Genomic DNA, 22,523 nt, shown 5'->3' on the forward strand with positions numbered 1-22,523 from the left:
GACAAGATAGCGGAGTTGACTGAATTACAGGTCTCCCTGGATCGATAATTTACTATGATTCTAGTTATCAATCGTTAAATGAAGAGAAATGAAAAAAACCGCTCGAAAGCGGTAGTGATTAACTGGCTTATTTATACGATTTGAAAATTGGTTTCTTCATAATGAATCGTCTATCAATACAGAAAGCTACCAACCAAGCTAGTAAAATGGTTAGAAGTAAATTAACGTATGTTCCAAGAGGATATGGTTTTCCTTCAAGATGGATACCATTTGCACGATATTCAAGTCGTATTTCAGCACGCTTGGCAGTTAAAAGGTCTTCTTGTTTAGCTAAATCTTCCAATGGTGCTTCGAATACATATCTGTTTGGTGAACCACTATGAATCAGGAGTGTTTCTTTTGCTTTACCCTTTTCACTCCAAAGTTTTATATCTGATTCAGCTAGGGATTTTGCGTCGCCACCTGGTATGATCATTTTATCCAATTTTGGAGTATTAGATATTTGATTCCTAGCCACGATATTAAGATGATGTTTCGTAGTTATTGGCGCATCCGAACTAGAAACGGTCAAGACTTGTGTCGTTCCGGTGTCTCCATATACACCAATTACAGAAGACAAAGCTAATTCATCCATACCATTATACAGAAGTACCCCCATCTGTGTCTTATTCCAATGGAATCCAATATTTAGCCAATATGTTAAAAATTTTATATCCCAGTGAAAAGGATGATCCACTTTTGGATTTTGAACGAAGTGATAAGAAGGATAATTGATTTCGTTCGAAATTTTTGCTGCCATAGGCTCTCCTAACTGTTGAGCTATCAGATGTAGCACGCCATCGATACCGGAAGTTTGACCAGCAGTGGTTAAGGTGTTACCTTCTTGAACATACCTCATATCGTCTTTCCAAAGTGTATCAGGAAATTGCTTCTTTAAAAAAGGTATGAATTGCCAATGGGAAGTGGCTGATTTTCCTTTTAATAAGCCTGCATCAGCAAGATTCATTGAACCACCACAAATACTTAAAAAGATGGTTTTTGCATTAGAGTGCTTCTGAATCCATTCACGAGTTGGTTGATATTTTTTTCCACCAACGTTTGGCATGTAAGGGACCACGACAATATCAGGACTTTTACCTATTAATTGATCTAGTTCTTTATAAGAGTAATGTGGAACAACATCCAAACCTCCCGATAAAGGCTTGATGTTTTTATCTGGTGCAACAGCATAAACATTGTAGGCATCCGTCATAGATAACAGTGTGTATGGCATGAGAAAATCGAAATCTTCAGTTGTTATTGATGAATCCGCCATTACAACTGCCACAGTTGGTTTATGAGGGTCATACTGAGGGACTTTCACTCCTTGTAATGAAGGAACTGGCTCATGGCGGACGTTGTAGTAAAAATCTTTTTTATGACGCATAAATCCATAGAACCCGATCCCTCCCACAATTACAACGAAACTCAATAAATAAACAACGAAACGTACTACTAGCCTTTTCATTTTATTTTCCTCCCTAATTTCCTACCACCAACATGTGGTTATTTGTTATTGACTACCCTTATGTTACATTTTACTTAGATTGACAATGATAATTACCGCAAAATTTCGTGGTACCCCCAAAGGGTATTTTTCACCTTGATTTCATATTATCTTTTTTTAAAGCTTTGATAATTGTTCTAGAGAATGATTTTTATTTCAGACTTTAGACTTAGCTAGTTTCAGACCACAAAAAAACAGAGACTGAAATAGTCTCTGCTTACATTAATAACTGATATCAAGTTAAAAGAAATAGACCTTAACTTGAACAATCAATAAAGACTGCTAAAACGAACAATTACTATACATCTAAACAAGTATTTATATAAAGCATATTTAATTGTATTTATAATACAATTGTCGCATGCGAAAGTTACATAACTTACCTATTTTCTTCATCGGTTTCAAAGAATAAATCTTGTAGGTCTCCATTTACTTTTTCATCGGAACCTTCAATTGTCATATTTATGTCAATGTCTTGACCTTGCAATGAAACTACTCCATCCAAAACACCTAAAACATTTGCAATTGATTCGACTTTTACTTGCTCAATTATTTTAAAAAGAACCTCTTTATTTTCAACACTAAGTTCCGAAAACATTTTTAACGCATCTTTCCAGTAAGAATCTATAACTTCATTGATTTCTGTATTTAAAAATAAGTCTTGATAAATTTCACCATCTTCTTTAATTAATGATTGATACAAACTTTTAATAAATAAATCGCTATTCAAAATATATTTCCCCTTTTTTAGACTTAATTTCTGAAATTATTATACCTTCTTATAACTATTTGCTTAATTGTAAAATAGTAATATTCATCAAAAAATAATATACTATTAAACTATTCTGCCATTCCTCCAATAAAAAATAGCCACCATTAAAAGTAGCTTAGCAATTTTTATATTTAGATTTCATATTGACTTTTAAATTTGAAAATCTCATCAACAGATTGGTGATATCCACCTGATTTTTGAAAGGATTCTTTAATATTTGCAACAGCTTTATTGAAGGATGGGTCTTTTAATACATGATCTGCAGCTTCACTTAATTGATTTGCCGTCAAACTTTGCATTTGTAATTGAATACCTGCTCCTATTTTAACAACTTGCCCCGCAATTATCGGCTGGTCCGCACTTAACGGAAGTACAATTAGCGGAACCCCGTAATAGAGAGCTTCGTTGGTACTGTTCATTCCACCATGTGTGATAAATAATTTGGTGTATTTTAGCACTTCGGTTTGTGGAACATAATTTTTTACAATGAAGTTTTTGGGGATCTCTCCCAATTCACCTAGTTGGGTTTGTTGCCCAATAGACATGACAATGGTATGATCAGTGTTCTCAAATGCCTTAATACAAAGCTTATAGAAATCAATTGCTTGATTAAGGATCGTACCCAGTGAAATGTAAATTGGACTTTTTCCATTGATTTCATTAAGGTCGAAGCTTTTCGTTAATCGTAATGAGATTGATGGACCTACAAATTTATATGTTTTATCAAATGCTTCTCCAAATGGTTGGAACTCCCTAGTTGTATAAACGATTGTAAGTGGTGCAGGGTTGCAAAAAACTTCATAAGGAGAACTAATTTCAACATTATATTTTTCTTTGATTTTTGTTGTCAGGTTTTGAAAATCATCATTTATCCTTTTAATAATTTCTGTTGGGACATTTTGTGAAAGATGTTCTAATGTTCTATCGAATGATATTTTATTCTGCGCAAAAGATGTACACGAATTAATAGCGGGAAGCTTAAGGATTTGGGCAAGCAAACGTCCACAACCAAACATAGAATCGTGGATGATGTAATCAAAATGCTCTCCTTTAATCTGTTCAAGAACATCAGGTATGACGATATCTGCCGTATGTAAAAGACCGTTTACTCTTTCAAGTAAATGATTTCTTCCACCTGAAATAAAGGCTTTTATAAATTTTTGACCGTCAATTGTTCGTACAGTAGCTCCCGTTTTCTCAATACGCTTTCGAAAAGCTTCTATTGTAAAATAAACTACCTCTTCTCCACGTGAAATAAGCTCTTGCACAACTCCAATCGTTGGATTGATATGACCTTCTGATCCTGCATTAATAAATAAAACACGTGCCAATTCTACCACTCCTTAGGTAAGATGTTGTCTAGATTTTGTAAGAGTAAGGATCACTATCCCATATCAATGCTTAATAATGTTAAAGTACCGTGGGTTCTTTTAGCAAGTGCAATCAAGTATCATTTTTCACTAATCCGTCCAGTTCATAGAAACTCCTCACAATCCTGGAGCTGTAAATTTTTTTACTAATTATTGATAATCTAACAGTTCTTTATCTTTTTTTAACTGCCAGATGGAGAAAAACAAAATCTATCTGTCCTATTTTGGCTCTTTAACAGATTGAAATTGCAACCATTTTTTTATTTCACTTTTAATAAATATTTTTTGATCTCCAACTTCAGCATAAGGTAAAAAACGATATGTTTCCCATGAACCATTTCCTATTAATTTAGCTTTTTCATATTTATCATCTTCTATAATATTATTAAGTTCTTTTTCTGATATTGATAGATAGTTTAATAGTTCTTTTTGTGACAATAAATCGTTACTTTTTTCTTTATGTCGAATGGAATCAGAGAGTAAATTTGCACACCACATTAATGCACCTGAGAGGATCAAAGTATTAAGCAAATTAAAAATGTAATGATGTTTAGACCTCATATAATGCCTCTTTTCAATTTAAATTTTTGATGATAATAAAGCATAACCACTTATAATCACCTTTTTTATATTTAGAAAGTCCTTCACGATTTTTATCAACTAACACATGCGTTGAAGAAGGCATTATTAGTAAAATACATAGTTAAGTATGAAAAACGCTATAAAAACTGTAATAAGTAAACCAAGTTTTTGCATTCTAGTTTTTTTGGTAAACCACTGCCACCTTTTGCTTTCTTCACGAAACCACATATAATCAAAAACACATAGTAATAACGTACCTAGTAAGACTCCAGTAATACCAGACATGGTAACACCTCCTGTTCACACCATTATATATATTACTATCTTTATTAATAAAATCCTTGTTCTACTAATCTTCCATTAAACTTTATATGTAAACAAAAAAAGACCGTCAATCCTACTTAGATTAACGTCATCTTTATGGAAAATGGATTATGTGACAATTAATCAAGAGACCACCCGCTACTTAACCAAGTACGACTCCCCTTTTTCATCAAATGCGTGCTTAAAATCAAACGCAAAAGGTGTTGATCCATTTTGAATATAATATTCGTATCTCTTGAAAGCCTCATCCCATGAGACATCTTTCAGCTGTTCTGTCCACCACACTACATATGACTGATGTTTCCCTTCATAATGCTCCATCCATTTACTCCTATCTCTCAACGCTTCCCTATGCTTACCTGAATAGGTAAAACGATATAAAGATTGAAGACTTTTCCATACTGTAAGTGTAAGAATAGGGTAACCATCCCCTTTTATAGCTTCTTCTGGGAAAGGGACTCCCTCAGGTGAAAACCCCTCTATAAGTTGTCCTGTTTTGGTTGCTTGACGATATACTTCATTTCCAACTTTAAAAAAATCACGAGAATCAGGGTGGTCATATGGGTGATTTAGCCTACCAACAGTATAGATTGAAACTATAGCCATAAACAGCCCTCCATATACAGTTTTTTTACTTATATATATTCAAGTAAGATGGGACCTCATAACAAATCTTTGTCAACTAACGTTATATGATATTTAATAACTTTGTGTATTTATTTGAAGTGATCGAGTAATGATAAATCTCAACATTACTTTTATTCACTTAAAAAGCATTACTCCCTGCTATTAAATTAATGCTTGCGTATGGTAAATAAGAAATTAATGTTCCTATTAAATCATTTCTTCCCTTGCCTTTTTAATAACCGAATTTATAAAATCATTTTTTCCATTCGTATATGCAACTCTATCGAATGGATATTTTTCAGCTAATTCTCTTTTTAATTGAAAATACTCGTTGAGAATTACAAGATTACTCCTCAAATAATCTCTAAATAAAATATTATTTTTCCAAAAAACACTATTATATTGATGGATATGAAGATGGTGTGTTCCTGCTCTATATTTACCTTTCCTAAAGAAACGCCTTTCAGGGAATTCTTGGTGCCAGACGAATTCATATCCAATATCTTCAAAAGAGCTTATAAAACCATTGATTTCACTTAAATCTTTAACTCCGCACATTATATCAATAATCGATTTTGATCCTAAATTCTCAATAGAAGTACTACCAATATGTTCAATTTGAATTAATTTTTTACCTAAAACTTTTTTAATCCTAATTTCTTCTTGTTTATAATCCAAAACCCATTGCTTAGTGTAATCCTCAATAATTACTTTTCCATCCATCTAGTTCCCCCTAGTTATTCCTCTTAAACTCATGTTCTTCAGCTAATACATGCTTTAGTTCTAGATTAAAATAGTTATTTATTCCACTATTAATATAACTAAATATGTTCTTAATAAATTATTCTTTTTGATCCCAATCTTCTGCTAACATACCATATAGGTAGTGATCTACATAATGATCATAGAGCCACTCAGCTTTTCTAATCCGACCTTCTTGTAGAAATCCAAGCCTCTCAGGAATAGCTCGACTTTTCGTATTTTCTATTGCTACGCGTATCTCAACTCGATTTAATCCCAAATCTTTAATTGCATAGTTAACAAATGCTTTACATGCTTTTATCATTAACCCTGACCCTTCAAATCCTTTCCCTAACCAGTAGCCAATACTGGTCGTTTTGTTTCGCCAATCAATTTTATGAAAGCCTATAACTCCAGCAAGTTTCCCGTTTGACCATATTCCGGCTTGAAACCCATTATTCTCAGCAAATTGTTTCATAGTCGATTTGATAAAATTCTCCGTATCTTCAATTTTTGTATTATATGCAATCAGTGGTAACCATTTTTTTAAATGGTCCATTGATTCAATCGTCAATTCAAAAAATTCCTCTGCATCTTGTAAAGACAGCATCTTTAATTTTAAGTTTTCATCGATTTCATAAGTAAACATAAAAATTTCTCCTTTTTATATGCATTAAAAATTACTATTCTTAAGCGTTTCTTTTTACTTAATACGTCTAAATAAAGTGCATATTAAATATTTTCTACAAATTTATTTAACAATCCTACATTTATTCGGAAAAATTTCTTTATACATATTCAATTAAACTGAAATTTCGTAACATAAGAAAATGCCGTCAATTTGACGGCACTGATAGCGATTCATTTTTCAATAAGACAAGATAGAAAAATCACTGTTTAGATTTAATTTATGGATATCGTTTTGCTTCCCATCCTTTATCATTAACCCTATATTCCTTCCTTTTGCATTGGAAGAGATACATACATCATCTTCTCTCTCATAATCATTTCGAATTATTCCAATTCCAAAAACCAACCTCACCAAAACTTGTCTTTCCTACCCACTTTTCATTCTGTAATTTCAGTAATTCTTTTGTTGGCCCTGTTACAACAACCTCGTAAATTCTTACATCATTTTTATGAATATAAGTAATATTTTTTTAAAATTCCTTTTTCGATATAGTAGTGAAATTTCGAGAAACCATTTAGTTTGAGTTCATTAGATCTAATACGTCTAAAAACTCTTTGTTTCTTTTTTCCCATCACCATATTCTTCAAGACTTTGACCTTCCCCTTGGACAGATACAACATTAACGTTTTTCACGTAGATGTTACTCGTAATATGGAAAACCTAACGTACCTGAGTTAATATGATCCCGTATACCTGTATCTACTATAGCCAGACTGGTTTCATTAGATGGACTCCCCTTCTCATCCGTTATAATCTTAAAAAGCCCTGCTGAAAAAGGGTAATTTATAAGTTGTTCTTCGTTCAACCCCGTCCTTGCAGTAGTTATATACAATTCACTTAAATCTTTTCCTCTATCCTATACATTAGATACAATGGATGCGACATCCTCAATTGCCTTTTTGGCTACTGAGCTGATGCCTGCAAGCTGAAAGAATCCGTGATTCACCCCAAGATATCTTCGGCATTGTGCCTCTACACCAGATTCCAACAAACGACGGTATAAAGTTTCACCCTCGTCGACAAGAGCATCAAATTCAGCAGTTAATATATGGGTTTCTGGAAGTCCTTTGAGATCATTCCTGAATAATGGACTAGCTTCTGGGTGATACGGAGATATATTAGATAAATAAGCCTCAAAACCACTTAAAAGTGCATCTCGTGTAATCACATAATCATCACCAAATCTTTTGTAACTGTCGCTCGAAGCTGTCGCATCAAGCATCGGATAAATGAGAATTTGACGCTTCGGCATCCATTGCTCTTGGGCCTTGAGACGAAGACAAGTAACTAGGGCAAGATGCCCACCTGCGCTGTCGCCTGCGAGTGTAATGTCATCCTGATTCCCACCCCAAGTCGAGGCATATTGACGTGTGATGTAGGCAGCTTTGATCGCATCGTCATGTGCAGCAGGATAAACATGTTCTGGTGCCAAGCGGTAATCAACGGCAACTACCAGACAACATCCCAAATTAGCCAACATTCTCAATTGGCGATCGTGGGTGTCGAAATCACCACTTACAAAGCAGCCTCCATGATAATAAATCAAAATCGGAAGGTTAATTTTATCCAATGGTTTATATATACGTAGAGCTAAGCCATTAATCGTCTGATCAAAAATATCCCATACGTGGACAGCCTCTCCGGCAAGGTCAATTGTACTCAAATATCCAAGTCGACGATCCTGAATGCTTTGTTGCCTTGCTGACGGTCTCCCAGCTTCTATAAACTGTTCCACCAATTTACGAATACCAGGTTCTAGATTGTTTAAATGTGTCATTCATGATTCCCCTTCTATTTTTTACTAAAAACATTGTTGTTTATCCTTTTACTTCTAACAGTCTATCCAACCACTCATTAATAAGTGTGTTGAATAAAACCTCTTGCTCAATTTGTAGATTGTGTCCAGCTTTATCTAATACTGAAAAAGTTGCACGTGGGAAATTTTCTAGTATTTTAAAAGCATCTTTATATCCAACGATCGAATCTTGTAATCCTAAAAGAAAGATACTCGGAGATTCAAACGTTATTGTATCTACATCAAATGTGAAACCGTAACTTTTCTTTATTTTGGATAAGAAGCGCTGATCTGCAATTGAACACCCACTTACCACCTCGTTTTTATAGCGAATCCAAGTATTCTTATCTAATACAACATTATTTGAACGGAAGTCTGTCTTCTCATCTTCACTTAACTGAATAATGAATTCTTTATCTTCAACTACAACGAAATGCTCTGGTAATGACCTTTTCTCCATTTCCGGAACTATCATTGGACAAATAAAAGCCACTCCATCTACTTTTTCTTTTCTTTTAGCAATGACTCCTCTAGATAAGTACCCTCCATAGGATTCACCAACTAACAAGAACGATTGATCAGATATAATCGTATCAATAAAGTCAATAACTATACGCAACATATCATCAGAACTGTTAATTGTTTTGCTTCCATTCGTTTTTCCCATTCCCGGTAGGTCTAAATAGATCCTTTTATACCCGTCTCTTTTAGTGAATATAGGTTCCATACATCCAATCATTAACCGACTATCACAAGAAAATCCATGTATAAACAAAATAGGTGTTCCTGATCCAAAGACTTCATAATTAACCGTTATTGAATCTAAATAACACTTCATACTTATACCTCCAAATCACCAATTATATAGATGTCTATGCATTTAACTATCTTATAGATAATTAGATATCTATAAATTTAACCAAAAAATACATAGATGTCTATATATTTTAAAAAAATTTCAAAAACGAGAATATATTTTTTCTAAATATAATTCTAGTTGTTCTTTTTGATCATTAGTTAAGCCACCATATATTATCTCATTTATTTGATCAGATACTTCAATATATATTGATTCTAGTTGCGCTCCTTTTTCAGTTAAGAAAATCAATGTAACTCTACTATCCTTCTCGTCTTTGATTTTTTTTACATATCCCAACTTTTCTAATTTATTAACAAGAACCGTGACCGTAGGCTGCGTTTTATTGATTTTTTCAGCAATTGTTTTGATAGGAAGCCCATTTTTTTGATAGAGTGACCACAGAATATCTCCATGAGAAGGAACAATACCACATACATTATGCTTTTCTAGTTCCAAAACAATTTTATTATTTACTTTATTTCTAATTTTACTAAACATTACGGCTGCATTATTTTTTATCATAACTTCATCTTATTAAATTTAATTTACTATTTCAAGTAGCACCTTAATCTCAGGTATCTAGTTAATTTCCTATTCCCCACTACTTATTGTGCGTATAATAATTCCAAAAAAAAGAAATGTACTTTGTATTCAATTAAATTGTACGGCAATAAAATATAGGAGCAAATCATTCAGCTCCTGAGTGTTGAACAATTTACTATTTAGTTGGCTCTCCTCTTTTTTTAACGATAGAGCAGGGTCTTTGTCATTTTACTTTCCTAAAGTAACATATTTTCATGGTAGTTTCATAAGTTAGCGTTTAATCGCATCAACAATTAGTGATGGAAAACCAAGTTCATCACCGTGATTTCTAGGGTCAAACCTTTTGAAGGGAAATAACACCATCGTTTCCATCCCATTCTTTGTAATGAAAATCCCAAATGTGTTCTGCTAAGATTGCAGTAATAATGTTTACCTTAAATTTCTCGTTCTATTGTATTTTATCTAATAAACTTAAATCCTCTTCTTGTGTATGTATCCAACCAGGGTTATTATTGTATAACCCAGCTCCAACTACTACCTTGATATCTTCTTTTGATAACATTGATTTCACCTCTCATTTTTTACATAAATAGAATCCTACATCTTTTGGATCTCGCCATACTTTTCCATTTCGTAATAATATATTCTCTGCTTCAATTTTCAGCCAATTTTTCATGTCAGTATATAAATCTGTATTGTCAGGTATGTTTAAAGATGGAAACATACTGGTTATATAATTCACGATTGGTTCAGCCTGTTCAAAAACTAATGAATTTGATATCACTTTTTCTTCTACGCTATCAAACGTTGAACTTAAAATTTCTTTTGCATTTTCTATACAAAATGGTGCAGCAGAAGAAATTCTTTCAGGAAATCCAAATTCTACTAGCATGTTATTACAAAGTTCCATTATTCGAGGTAATGAATTACGAGAATTTGTAGTTGTAACTAATCCACCATTTGGTTTAATTATCCTTTTAAACCCTTCAATTGTTTTTTGAATGTCTGGTACATGATACAGCATGTGTCTTGCTACCACCCAATCATAGGAATTACTAGAAAATGGAAGTTTTCTGGCATCTCCAATAATCCACTCAATATTTAAATTCTTTTGTTGAGATTTCTTATTTGCTTCTTCAATCATTTTAGGTGACTGATCAAGTCCTGTAAGTTGGCCCTTATGACCTATTGTTTGTAATAGTGTAAGGAATGCTCCAGTAGCACAACCAATATCAAGAATCTTTTCATCATTTGTTAAATTTAATAGATTGATAACCATTTCATCTAAATCAATACGTTTTTCTTCATACTTAACATGTGTATCAATTCGTACTTGTAAATGAGTACTGGTTCCATATTGACGCTTAATATCATTCATTTTTTCTGATTCCACTTTTGAACAAAAATTTTGAATAGCATGTGTTAAGAATTCTGTTTTGTTTATTCCTTCATATATCAAGGCTTCTTCAAACTTTTCTAAAATTGTTTCGTTAATTCTAATATGAATACTCTTTCCTTTGATACTGGTTCCCTCCCTTTTATTATTAATAAAAACATAGCATGATATGGAATTTTCAGTAAGTATTTGTGTACACAAATGAATTAGAAGTACTTCAATTTTTGATTAATACCCTTAGTTTAAGCCTTATGTAACTCAATATTTATTTACCCTTTTATTTAAAGGACAAATGGATCTATCAGCTAGTTAGTTAAATAAGCCCTTCAACAAGTCCATGACAATTTCATCTATTATATTCATTTTACCTTCTCCACCACCACACAAAAAACCACCTATCATAGGTGGCACAAATATACTTCCAGATAAATATTATTCTCATCATAACTAAACTAAACAGCTTTGCACTTAACCATGCCTTAAGTTGTGCTCCTCTACCCCACAGCTCATATGACTCTATGCTGAAGATTTCTTTACTTCATCCAAAATCCGTATATTTTTTGAGATTCCATTTGTTTTAAAGTATGTGAATAAGAGACTTCCTAATATAACAATAATGCTCCCAAGTCCTTGAATCCACGTAATTTTTTCGTTTAATAAGAAAAATGCTAAAATCATTGTGAAAATCGGATTGAAATTTAAGAAAATACCTGCTGATGTTGCCCCAAGTTTTTGAACACCAATATTCCAAAAGACCATGCATAAAACAGTTGAGACAATACCTGTGTATAAAATTGAGGAAATAAACGCGCCATTTATTTTTATAATCGTAAAATCATTGAGATTAAAAGGAATGATTATTACAAGTCCAAATATCCCTGAGTACAGGGTGGACATCATAGGTGATATCATGCTCGTCGCCCATCTACTGCAAACCGAATATATTCCCCAAATACATACGGCAATTATCATCCATAAATCACCTACATTAAAGTTCATTGAAAATAATTGACTAATCTCTCCTTTTGAAAGCACAAGAATAACTCCAACAAACGAAAGAAGAATCGAAAATATTTGTAACAGATTTATTCTTTCTTTTAAAAATATAGATGAAAATACAGCAATAGAGATTGTATTTAATGTAGAAATTAAACCAACATTAGTTGCAGATGTCTTTTCTAATGCCATAAATTGAAAAAGATTAAACAGAACAACACCTGTTATTCCCATGATGATTAATGGAATAATAGCTTTTCGTGGAGGAAATAGCTTTTTTTCTTTCCACCATACAATTGGTAATAGAAAAATAATTGCAATCCCCCACCTTAGGATCGTCAAGGTCATTGGAGAGGCATGACCAACAAGTGATTTTCCAACGACAAAATTTCCTCCCCATAACAAACTTGTTAATAATAACAACAGTACATAAAAGATCGGCATTCTAAAAGCTCCCATTTCACTGTTCTTAATGTATAAAAAGACTTTGGACAGTGATAACTTTCTAATTTTTAAATAAGTTTAACACAACTATTTATTTCACCATATATTATTTTGTATAATTGAATAAATACAAAACAATAGTAATCAAAATTGATATTTTGAAGAATAAATATAATTTTATATATTAATTTCATACCATTTACCGAATATTTGAAAGGAAGTTGATAAATGTGGAACCTCTTGGAAATAAAGTGTTAGATGATGTAGATCTAAAAATTTTAAATAAGTTACAAAAGGAAGCTCAATTAAGCAATACAGAACTAGCACGACATGTGAATTTGTCGCCACCAGCAACACATGCAAGAGTTAAACGATTAGAAAATGAAGGGTATATCGATCGGCAAGTTGCTATCTTGAACCAAGAGAAGCTAGGCTTTGACTTACTTTGTTTTATTTTTATCAATACAAATATTCATCAAGCGGAGAAGTTAGAAGTGTTAGAGAAAGAGTTAAAATCCATGCCGGAAGTGTTAGAGTGCCATTTATTAACAGGAGAGTATGACTATCTTTTAAAAGTAGCGAACAGAGAACGAAAGGAATTGGAAAACTTTATTCGAAAGCTAAATCAACTTGGAATTACAAGAATTCAAACAAGTTTAGCTTTAAGAGAAATTAAATATTCTACCGTTTTACCGATTAGTGAAGGTGAAGAATAAGATTTTTTAAGAATGAAACTGTAACCATAACATAAACCAAAATCCAAGTAAGATTATTTCCTTGGACTTTGGTTTGCATGGGATCAACTATCCAATGAGTAAATGGACAATTTTTTTCTAAGAATTATCCGACTAGAAGCACGATTGACGTTATTCGTTTACCTAAAGATGCTTTGTTTGAAATCGAAGCGGTTACTATGATTTAATCTTATTAAAAGAAAAGAGAAAGTTAGATTGTTATCCTCTTTTCTGTCATTTACATATGGCTAGACTTAAACAGTTGATACAGGAGGAGATTTAATATGAATTTAGCGCAATTTCCTAGAAAGCGATATACACCAACCTATACACCCCTTGAAAAATTAGATCATTTTTCTGAAGTTCTAGGAGGCCCTTCAATCTATATTAAACGAGATGATTTACTTGGGCTAACAGCGGGTGGAAATAAAACAAGAAAACTAGAGTTCCTGGTTGCGGATGCAGTGGAAAAAGGTGCGGATACGTTAATTACTTGTGGAGGTATTCAATCAAATCATTGCCGTTTAACATTGGCAGCTGCTGTTAAAGAGAAAATGAAGTGCATTCTTGTATTAGAAGAAGGACTTTTAACAAATTCTGAGCCAGATTTTAATGGTAACTACTTTCTATATCATTTACTAGGCGCTGAAAATGTCAAAGTTGTGCCTAATGGGACTGACTTGATGAAAGAAATGCAGAAAGTAGCTCAAGAAGTAACTGAAGAGGGAAATAAACCTTATATAATTCCGGTTGGGGGATCGAATAGCATTGGTGCAACAGGATATGCTGCTTGTGCTCAGGAAATTTTGGCCCAGTCTTTTGATCTAGGGGTCAATATAAATGCTGTCGTTTGTGTAAGCGGTAGCGGAGGAATGCATGCAGGTTTGGTGGCTGGATTTTACGGAAATCAAAGTAAAATCCCAGTAATTGGAATAAACGTAAGTAGAGGAAAAGCGGAACAAGAAGAGAAAGTTTTTCAGATTGTTAAAGAAACTTCAGCACACATTGGCATTCCAAATGCAATCCCTCGTGAAGCTGTTACATGTTTTGATGAGTATGTCGGACCAGGCTATGCTATACCTACGCCTGAAATGGTGGAAGCTGTCAAGCTCATGGCAAGAACAGAAGGGATTTTGCTGGATCCAGTATATACAGGTAAAGCAGCTGCGGGACTTATTGATTTAATAAAAAAAGGCGTCTTTAAACAGGACGACAACATTCTATTTGTGCACTCTGGAGGCGCCACAGCGTTATATGCCAATACCTCGCTCTTTAATGAAGTTTAATAATATGTGTTTGGTACATAAATACAAAAAGCGACCAATATTGGTCGCTTAAAACTCTGGTAAGTTACTCAAATTATTCTCTTTTATTCCATCTGGTTCACTTCGGATAATCTCTCGCCCGTATTTATGGATGATGTCTACATTAGCGAGTTTTCCTTGTTTGATTTCCTCTAATGCTTGAAGGTAATCTAACTCTCTATTTTGATTCGTTTGAAATGCGATAAGGTCGCCATCTTCATTTTTTCGGACCGCCACAATTTGCTCCTGAACAAGCTCTTTTTCTACTTGCTCATATTCGCTTCCTTGTCCACTGTCCCTTTTGTATTGTTCATATGCTTCTTCAAATCGGTCTGTCAATTGGTCTCACTCCTTTATCCATAGTGTGACCTTTATAGGAAATAGTATGATAGATTATTTTTGTCAACATCTGAAGTTATTTCTGAACTATTTCACTTTCATGTTTAACTAATCTGCAAATAAGTAAAATAGGAGCTGATCATCATTCAGCTCCTAAGTTTTGTTCAACAAAGGCATACTTTAATTGAATAAAAGATAAATCGCACCTCATTATACTTTATTGGAAAAGATGGTGTATTAACCTATCTTTATCTTCAAAAAATTGTTTCATAATCGAATAATGATTTGCTCCTAAGAAGAAAATTGAAAATGCAACTAGATTATTTTTCATCTCTCATCATTATTTTCGTTATTTATTTAATTATCCCTTTCAATATCTATATTTCCTTATTCAAATATCCACCCTGCTACTTCAATAAAAAACGAGTTACCTTAAGTAACTCGTGATCTTCATTTACCGCATATGTTAAGCTTTACTTTTATACAATTTACGAATCATTCTTATTTGTCCACGATGATTAATTTCGTCTTCAAATACATGGAACCATTTGAAATAATTTGTGGCTTTTGCCCACCAAAATTCTGACGTCTCGAGTAACCACTCGTCTGGAAGTGTATTAAATTTTGCATAAGTATCTTCTCGAACCGAATTTAAAAGATTAATATAATAGGTTGCATCTTTGCCTTTAATTTTCTCTCTTGCCTCTTCACCTAACTCTAAACCAAGGAACCATTTCTCTTCTTCTTCATTGAAATCTCGATTTTCGAAGGTAATTACTTGATATGCATATTCAACTGCTGCCATATGTGTCAGTAACATCCCTATTGTATTACCCGCTGGCGAGTGTAGATAATCCAGTTCATCTACTGTAATATCTTTAATTGCTTCCAGTGTTGTATATCTAACATAATTCATCATAGATATTAATGTATTAAAATCTCCTTTAACCCCATCTTGTTCACCAACTAATAATACCTTGTTTACATCGATCATTTTTGCAGCCCCTCTCATTTTTATCCAATCTATCTATTTCTAGATAAGAAGGAAAAATACCTACAAAAATTAAAAAATACCTAACATTATTTTATAGGGTAAATAACGTAAACACATAAAAACAAAAGGCACGCACATGTTAGAAATGTCTATTATGTGCGTGCCTTAATTAACTTAGTATTGAACTAACACAAGCGTCAGTTCAATTAGAAAATGTATTATTTCATTGCTGAATTATTAATTGTTTTTAAGTAAAGAATAGACATTTTTATCGTGAGCTACTCCATTTTGATACTTATAATCCTTCAAAACTTCCTCTTTTTGAAAACCTATTTTAGTTAGTAAATTATTTGAGGCTTCACTTGCATATCCTTTACCCCATTTTTCTGGGAAAGAGCATAGCTTATGTTTGCTCTTTTATGTTCAAGCGAACACCAAACTTCATCATTTTCTCATAAAAAGCCGATTAACATATTTCTTTCCTTCTTCTGTCACAACACATCCCCTAACTCCTTTATTTACCTGGATCAACTGTTTAATCCGCAATGAGTCAATGATACTCTTCACTTTTGCTTCCCCTATATTTACGCCTCTTTGCGCAAGCTCTAGTACGATTTTGCGTCGACCGATTCCAAATTTTAAATAAATGATCATCAGCACGTGTTCTTCTTCTGTCAGCATGCTTTCAGATACATTTTTTACTTCCACATTTTTTTGGTCAGTGGCTTCTTTTAATAAATAATGGGGTAAATCACTTAATTGGATTTTTTGATCGGTCATTTTTACATTCACCATGTACTCCACGACATTAACTAGCTCTCGGACATTTCCCGGCCACGGATGTTGCTGCAAAAATTCGATTGTTTCTTTTTCTATATACTCGTTTATATGATAGATCTCGCCATTACTGAACTTATTGATGTAATCATGCAGCAATAGTAGAATGTCTTCCCTTCTTTCCCGTAACGGCAAGGTTTGAAGTGGAAGAACGTTTAATCGATAATATAAATCTTGCCTGAATGTACCTTCTTGCACTTTTTCTTCCAAGTTTACGTTTGTCGCGGCAATGATGCGAATATCAATGGGAACTTGTTCATTTCCACCGACTCTTCGAACCACTCCTTCTTGCAGCACTCTCAATAACTTCACTTGCAAATCAAGCGGCGCATCTCCAATCTCATCCATAAAAATCGTTCCTTGATGAGCCTCTTCAAACAGCCCTCTTTTTCCGCCTTTTTTGGCACCTGTAAACGCGCCTTCTTCATATCCAAACAGCTCGCTTTCCAATACGGAAGTGGAAAGAGCCGCAAAATTGACAGCGACAAATGGCTGGTCGGTACGTAATGAAGCATTATGAATGGCTTGTGCCAATAGTTCTTTTCCTGTACCGCTTTCTCCTTGAATGAGTACGGTTGAATCCCGTTTCGCTATTTTTTTTGCAAGTTCCAATGTTTTTATCATTTTGGTGCTTCGTGAGTATAAATGAGTAAAGTCATAGCGCGCAAAAAACTTCTTATTTTTTAATTTCGAACGGATGGCCGTATCAATTCGTTTGAATATATCGTAATTTTCAAACTCTATAAGATAACAAATGGTTTCTTCATCTTGTTCAACTTTATCAATGGAAACGATATATGTATGATCATGAAAAATGAAAATTTCATCTTCATGATTGTATGTTGGTTGTATCTTAAAATCATTACCTAGAAAGTCTTTTATATTAGCATTCAATAATGAATAACCATCAAACAACCGTTTTATTTTCTCGTTAAAATATGTAATCATTCCTTGATCATCACAAAATAATAATGCTTTTGGAAATTTGTCAAAAATCGTTGTCAGTAAAAGATTAGAATGATCTAGCTTGTGGTTTAATACGGACAAATATTTCGTCAATCCGATAATTTCACTTACAAATTCTGAAGAAGCTACTGCTCCTCTTTGAGATAAAAGATTTAATTCACTCAGGATCACCGTTATAGTTGTAATGTCCACTTGTCTATTTCCAATGTCAATGACTTGCGATATCTCACTTGGTACAAGATGATGTTCTCCTGGAGTAATGGCTATCGAGCACGATTCGTATGTTTTAATCCCCGGATAATATGGAAAAAAGGAAAGTGATTGAAATCCATGTCCTTTTAGCTGCTCAATTGTTTCTAGACAACTTTCTTTTAAGTCATTAACCAATAAAATCTTCGTTTTTTCTTTTAGCGTAAACAGCTGTTCAATGTTTTCATATCGTAAAGCCCTTCTTGCAATAATGACTTTTGAGGCATCCTGAATTTGTTCAGATGCGAGACGCAGAACGATTTCCCCTGTTATTAACACAATCTTCCCAGAGAAATCTTCGTCAAATCCTTCTTCTATTGAATATCCCCTTATTGCCACTTCTTTTCCTACATAGCTTTTGATCTGCTTTATGACACTATGTAATGTATTGATTCCTACTGAAATTACAATCAATTCTTTCATCTTTTTCCCTCCTTATACGGCCAATTCTATGAAAACTATAAATTTTTGTCTTACCATTATGAAAGAGAACGACCTTTGTGTCAATGGAAGAAAAAAGAATTGCCTCATAAGTTCAAGATAAACAGCAGAAATGCTTTTACTTATAAACCCAGACAACAATACCTTGATTTTCTGATTTCACATTCCGGGTCTCTATCAAGGGGATACCTCAAAAAAGTATGATTTTACAAGGTATCACCCTTCAAAGCTCTTATTCAAACATTCCTTTTTTGATAACTTCATAATCTTTCACAAATGGGATTCCGCTTACAAATACATCGCGAACATTTAACTTTTCGTCCATTAAAACAAGATCAGCATATCCATTTTCTACAATAACGCCCCGCTCATGACCAATGCCCAACCCTTTTGCCGGGTTGATCGTGAATGGCATTAACGCTTTATCAAGCGGCAGCCCTTCTTGATTGACCAATTCTCTCAAGGTATGTAGAGTTGGTTCAAAGCCTGCAACTTCAAGTCTGATGAATTGGCCGCCTTCATCAAAGACAGGCATACTTCCATTTGCATCGGAGCTAAGGGTAATTCGATTGATATCAACTCCATGATTGAGTAAATACACAAGCGCCTTGCCCGGTGTTAGCATCTTTCCTTCCGTCATCAAATTGATATTGGACGTAATATCGACCAGGCCGCCGCGTTTAGCAAATTCGATGGAAGCATCCAATAGACGTACATTTCGGTTAATATGAGTAGGACTGAAAAGACTGATAGGCAAATCTGTTTCATCTATTATCTCATAAATCATCTCGTATAATCTTTGTCCGTTCCCCATATGCAAATGAATGAATCCCGACTTTTTTGAAAGCATGGATGACACTCTAACATGGGCAGCCAATCTCTTCAGCTCTTCTTTCGTCACGTATGAAGAACGATGATCCTCAATGGCCAGCTTCAAGCCAAGCACTTCGCCAAAAAACATGATGTCATCTCTTACATCACCCATGATGGTGTTCGGCGGATATCCATAACCTCCTGTCAAAATATAGGCATTCAGCCCTTCTTCTCTTAGCGATTTCGCTTTGACCAGTAAGTTTTTTGTATTCCTCGCCAAATCGTTTGTACCTAATAATCCAACAACAGTTGTGATGCCCTGTTGAACGACCGTACTGATTTGAACCTCAGGTGTACTTGACGAGAAGCCTCCTTCACCGCCACCACCCGTAATATGAACATGACGATCAATGATTCCGGGTATACACTTTGTATTGGTACCATCAATTATTTGTATGTCAACGCCAGTTATATTAATTTCATCCTCTATTTTCACAATACGATCATTTGCTATTAATATATCTTTTTTCCCTTCGTATTGCGGTGTGTAAAGTTCCGTATTTTTGATCAGTTGTAACATTATGATTCCCCCTGTGAATATCCTCAAATGACGTTTTAGTTTGTTGTTTTATCGTTTGAGGAACTATTAATTTTTTCAATCGTAAAACCAGTATACCCATAAGTAATTTAATCCAAGATAACACGTAATCGTCTATGGTAAATATTCAATAACCGATTCACCTAATGTGCTGGACATTTAATCATCTGTCATCGACCAAGGTATAAAAATTGTAGAAGCATACAAGAAGCTTGGTCATTACATAAAAGATACGTGTTCATCATCGTTTAGCCACTTACCATATAACAATGCAATTATCGTGCCAACTTGTTTTTTGTCCGAACAAACAGATTAATCCCCCTTTTCGAGCCATTAAATGATGAATAATCTCTTCAATAAAACGGTATTTAATGGGATAGAAAGAAAATAAAACACCATTAACACACCATTAATATCGAGTACCATGGCATCTTTAAAGAGTATCCAATATAGGGCATAATGAATAAGCACTTAAACAAAACCATGAATATCTCATCTATTATATTCTTACTCCCTTCTCCATCCCCCACATAAAAAACCACCTATCCCTAGGTGGCTCAAATATACTTCCGATGAAAATTCTTCCCATCATAACTCAAGGTTGAAGAGCATTTTTAAATGAACAGAAACCTTATCAAGCAGCAATTGTATAAATTGGACATCTTTAAGGAGGGAGGTATTTCTATTCTGCTTCATCCAAATTATCTCTCGTAATTTTTTTAAATGGAATCCATATATATTTGCCATCTGTCATTTCAAAGTCCATATTGTCTTGTGAAGGAATCTTCTTTTTAGCCAATGAGATTGCGAGTTGAGATATAGCTTTACCTTGACTCTTTCCATCATTTAATACCGTTCCAAGTAATGTTCCAGTTTTTATAGCCTGTAACGCTTCACCAGTTCCATCTATTCCAACTACTGGGATATATTTAGTCCCGTTAAAATATCCCTTTGCCTTTAGTGCATCGATTACTCCTAAAGCCATATCATCATTATTTGCAATTACCGCTTCAATTTTATTGACCTGTGTTGATAAAATTGAGGACATTTTTGTCTCTGCTTTTTTCCGATCCCACATTGCTGTGTCTTCCGCTATTTTCTGAACTTTTAAACCCCAATTTTCAATTGCGTCGACTGAAAATTTTGTTCGTAATTCAGTATCTTGTTCCTTAGGTGTACCTGTTAGCATGACATATTGAATAATGCCATCTTTATTTTTATCTGCTTCTGGATGAGCTTTAGAGTAGTCAACAACTATTTCCCCTTCTAATGAAGGTGATTGTTCTGGAAGTGTTCCTACATAATAGGCTTTATCATATTTTTGTAAATCTGTTCCTTCAGGTTTATTATTAAAAAATATTACTGGGACGTTTTCCTCTTTAGCTCTTTCAATCAAGTGACTTGCTGCAGTCCGATCAACTAGGTTGATTGCTATTACATCATATTTTTTGCTTAAAAATTGATCAATATTATCATTTTGGATAGGCTGAGAATCCTGGCAATCTACGATATCAACTTTTAATTTCCCTCTTGCTTCATCTGTAATAGCAGTTTTAACTTCAGATAGAAAGGGATCATTTAGATTGGAAATAGCAACTCCAATTTTGGGTTGATTTATTCTTATTAGTAATCTATTGTCTGAATTGGAACAAGCAACAACCAATAGTGATAATAAAGCTCCTATGGAAAATAAAGATAGTAATTTCTTCATCTTCCTCCCCCCTTTGAATGGATAAAATTGATGCTTATTTTTATAGCACATTTTGTGTCACTAAAAAAAGAATGCCTTCATGATTAATTTATTTAAGAATGTTTTCGGATATGAACGCTTTTAAATAAGCATTAACCCTTTTTTTAGTTAATGCTTTTCCACCAAAATATAATTTTTAGTTACTTTAAAATTTTTTGCTCTTCTAATTCGAATTCATTTATAAAATGACCTTCTTTAAGTTCACCATTAACATACTGAATAATTTGTTCCTTTATATTTGGATAGAGGGTAATATTATCTAATTGACTGAGCGGAATCCATTTTACGCCAGTTTGATTTACATCTGGGTTACTCGGGAAGTGAGGAATCGAACCATTTTTAATATTACAGTTAAACATCAAACTTAAAGAATGAAATGATATTCCACTTTTACTTTGATGAGGTGCATCTTCTGAAACAAAAACTAAAGAACCAACTTCTACATCTACTCCTGCCTCTTCTTTAGCCTCTCTTCTAACAGCTTCTATAATCGTCTCCCCCGGTTCAGCTCCACCAGCTGGAAGATTATAATGGACCCCATCTTCATCAGTAAATTCAACCAACAAAACTGAATCATTCTCAATAATTAATGCACAAGCTCTAACACGAATATGGAAATTCATCATTTCCCCTCCAATATGTATAAGTAAATTAAATAAGAATTCTAATTATCTACTATCACAAAGAAAAATACAATAATTAATTTTGAATTTTCCGATATTTATTATGATATAATTAAAAATGTTTATTTAAGTAGTCGAAAAAGGTGCGAGAAATTTAAACGAATATTAAAAAGATTCAAAGTAAAAAGC

Annotated in this window: 22 protein-coding genes and 1 pseudogene; 2 read left to right on the forward strand and 21 right to left on the reverse strand. The window is 33.6% G+C overall.

All coding sequences use genetic code 11. The annotated features are described in order from the left end of the window. Nucleotides 1-127: 127 nt before the first annotated feature. From J5Y03_RS11585 to J5Y03_RS11655, 15 genes and pseudogenes are all read right to left on the reverse strand, one after another. Nucleotides 128-1,507: a DJ-1/PfpI family protein gene (locus J5Y03_RS11585; protein WP_209405773.1), complete on the reverse strand. Its 1,380-nt coding sequence runs from the start codon at nt 1,505-1,507 to the stop codon at nt 128-130. Nucleotides 1,508-1,925: 418 nt separating this feature from the next. Then, nucleotides 1,926-2,276, reverse strand: coding sequence for a transposase (locus J5Y03_RS11590; RefSeq protein ID WP_209405775.1), 351 nt, complete (start codon nt 2,274-2,276; stop codon nt 1,926-1,928). A gap of 173 nt (nt 2,277-2,449) precedes the next feature. Continuing rightward, complete coding sequence (locus J5Y03_RS11595) at nt 2,450-3,649, reverse strand: macrolide family glycosyltransferase (RefSeq protein ID WP_209405777.1); 1,200 nt, start codon at nt 3,647-3,649, stop codon at nt 2,450-2,452. Nucleotides 3,650-3,907: 258 nt separating this feature from the next. Further along, nucleotides 3,908-4,249 (reverse strand): hypothetical protein, encoded by a 342-nt coding sequence (locus J5Y03_RS11600; RefSeq protein WP_209405779.1) that lies wholly within the window; start codon nt 4,247-4,249, stop codon nt 3,908-3,910. 126 nt (nt 4,250-4,375) lie between these two features. Further along, entirely contained in the window at nt 4,376-4,555 is a 180-nt protein-coding gene (locus J5Y03_RS11605; RefSeq protein ID WP_209405781.1) for a hypothetical protein, read from the reverse strand. Between the two features lie 177 nt (nt 4,556-4,732). Then, entirely contained in the window at nt 4,733-5,200 is a 468-nt protein-coding gene (locus J5Y03_RS11610; protein ID WP_209405783.1) for a DUF3291 domain-containing protein, read from the reverse strand. Between the two features lie 228 nt (nt 5,201-5,428). Continuing rightward, nucleotides 5,429-5,944 carry a GrpB family protein gene (locus tag J5Y03_RS11615; RefSeq protein ID WP_209405784.1) on the reverse strand — a complete coding sequence of 172 codons (516 nt, stop codon included), beginning with the start codon at nt 5,942-5,944 and terminating at the stop codon, nt 5,429-5,431. A gap of 118 nt (nt 5,945-6,062) precedes the next feature. Then, the gene (locus tag J5Y03_RS11620; protein ID WP_209405786.1) at nt 6,063-6,611 is read right to left on the reverse strand and encodes a GNAT family N-acetyltransferase; all 549 of its coding nucleotides are present in this window, start codon (nt 6,609-6,611) and stop codon (nt 6,063-6,065) included. A 355-nt stretch (nt 6,612-6,966) separates the two neighbouring features. Next, the gene (locus J5Y03_RS20010; RefSeq protein WP_209406119.1) at nt 6,967-7,116 is read right to left on the reverse strand and encodes an anti sigma factor C-terminal domain-containing protein; all 150 of its coding nucleotides are present in this window, start codon (nt 7,114-7,116) and stop codon (nt 6,967-6,969) included. Between the two features lie 393 nt (nt 7,117-7,509). Beyond that, complete coding sequence (locus J5Y03_RS11630; RefSeq protein ID WP_209405788.1) at nt 7,510-8,430, reverse strand: alpha/beta hydrolase; 921 nt, start codon at nt 8,428-8,430, stop codon at nt 7,510-7,512. Between the two features lie 40 nt (nt 8,431-8,470). Further along, the gene (locus J5Y03_RS11635) at nt 8,471-9,286 is read right to left on the reverse strand and encodes an alpha/beta fold hydrolase (protein ID WP_209405790.1); all 816 of its coding nucleotides are present in this window, start codon (nt 9,284-9,286) and stop codon (nt 8,471-8,473) included. Between the two features lie 120 nt (nt 9,287-9,406). Beyond that, nucleotides 9,407-9,829 (reverse strand): MarR family winged helix-turn-helix transcriptional regulator, encoded by a 423-nt coding sequence (locus J5Y03_RS11640; protein ID WP_209405792.1) that lies wholly within the window; start codon nt 9,827-9,829, stop codon nt 9,407-9,409. Nucleotides 9,830-10,120: 291 nt separating this feature from the next. Continuing rightward, a pseudogene (locus J5Y03_RS11645) lies at nt 10,121-10,412 on the reverse strand (hypothetical protein). Between the two features lie 12 nt (nt 10,413-10,424). Further along, complete coding sequence (locus tag J5Y03_RS11650) at nt 10,425-11,372, reverse strand: class I SAM-dependent methyltransferase (protein ID WP_209406121.1); 948 nt, start codon at nt 11,370-11,372, stop codon at nt 10,425-10,427. 390 nt (nt 11,373-11,762) lie between these two features. Next, complete coding sequence (locus J5Y03_RS11655) at nt 11,763-12,686, reverse strand: DMT family transporter (RefSeq protein ID WP_209405794.1); 924 nt, start codon at nt 12,684-12,686, stop codon at nt 11,763-11,765. A gap of 230 nt (nt 12,687-12,916) precedes the next feature. Between J5Y03_RS11655 and J5Y03_RS11660 the strand changes: the two genes are divergently transcribed. Together J5Y03_RS11660 and cuyA are read left to right on the forward strand one after the other, a co-directional pair. Further along, nucleotides 12,917-13,402 carry an Lrp/AsnC family transcriptional regulator gene (locus J5Y03_RS11660; protein WP_209405797.1) on the forward strand — a complete coding sequence of 162 codons (486 nt, stop codon included), beginning with the start codon at nt 12,917-12,919 and terminating at the stop codon, nt 13,400-13,402. 302 nt (nt 13,403-13,704) lie between these two features. Beyond that, complete coding sequence (cuyA, locus tag J5Y03_RS11665) at nt 13,705-14,706, forward strand: D-cysteate sulfo-lyase (RefSeq protein ID WP_209405799.1); 1,002 nt, start codon at nt 13,705-13,707, stop codon at nt 14,704-14,706. A gap of 48 nt (nt 14,707-14,754) precedes the next feature. Here the strand turns inward: cuyA and J5Y03_RS11670 are convergent, their stop codons facing one another. The 6 genes from J5Y03_RS11670 to J5Y03_RS11695 all read right to left on the reverse strand — a co-directional run bounded on the left by J5Y03_RS11670 (nt 14,755) and on the right by J5Y03_RS11695 (nt 22,334). Next, the gene (locus tag J5Y03_RS11670) at nt 14,755-15,063 is read right to left on the reverse strand and encodes a DUF3892 domain-containing protein (RefSeq protein WP_209405801.1); all 309 of its coding nucleotides are present in this window, start codon (nt 15,061-15,063) and stop codon (nt 14,755-14,757) included. 466 nt (nt 15,064-15,529) lie between these two features. Beyond that, nucleotides 15,530-16,057 carry a DinB family protein gene (locus J5Y03_RS11675; RefSeq protein ID WP_209405803.1) on the reverse strand — a complete coding sequence of 176 codons (528 nt, stop codon included), beginning with the start codon at nt 16,055-16,057 and terminating at the stop codon, nt 15,530-15,532. Between the two features lie 444 nt (nt 16,058-16,501). Next, complete coding sequence (locus J5Y03_RS11680; protein WP_209405805.1) at nt 16,502-18,532, reverse strand: sigma-54 interaction domain-containing protein; 2,031 nt, start codon at nt 18,530-18,532, stop codon at nt 16,502-16,504. 250 nt (nt 18,533-18,782) lie between these two features. Continuing rightward, nucleotides 18,783-19,943 carry a beta-aspartyl-peptidase gene (gene iadA / locus J5Y03_RS11685; RefSeq protein WP_245208872.1) on the reverse strand — a complete coding sequence of 387 codons (1,161 nt, stop codon included), beginning with the start codon at nt 19,941-19,943 and terminating at the stop codon, nt 18,783-18,785. Between the two features lie 700 nt (nt 19,944-20,643). Beyond that, entirely contained in the window at nt 20,644-21,672 is a 1,029-nt protein-coding gene (locus J5Y03_RS11690) for a galactose ABC transporter substrate-binding protein (RefSeq protein ID WP_209405807.1), read from the reverse strand. A 179-nt stretch (nt 21,673-21,851) separates the two neighbouring features. Then, a complete protein-coding gene (locus J5Y03_RS11695) occupies nt 21,852-22,334 on the reverse strand; it encodes an NUDIX domain-containing protein (protein WP_209405809.1) in 483 nt (160 codons plus the stop codon). Nucleotides 22,335-22,523: the final 189 nt, after the last annotated feature.

The sequence above is a fragment of the Gottfriedia endophytica genome (assembly GCF_017814275.1).
Lineage (GTDB): Bacteria > Bacillota > Bacilli > Bacillales > Bacillaceae_G > Gottfriedia > Gottfriedia endophytica.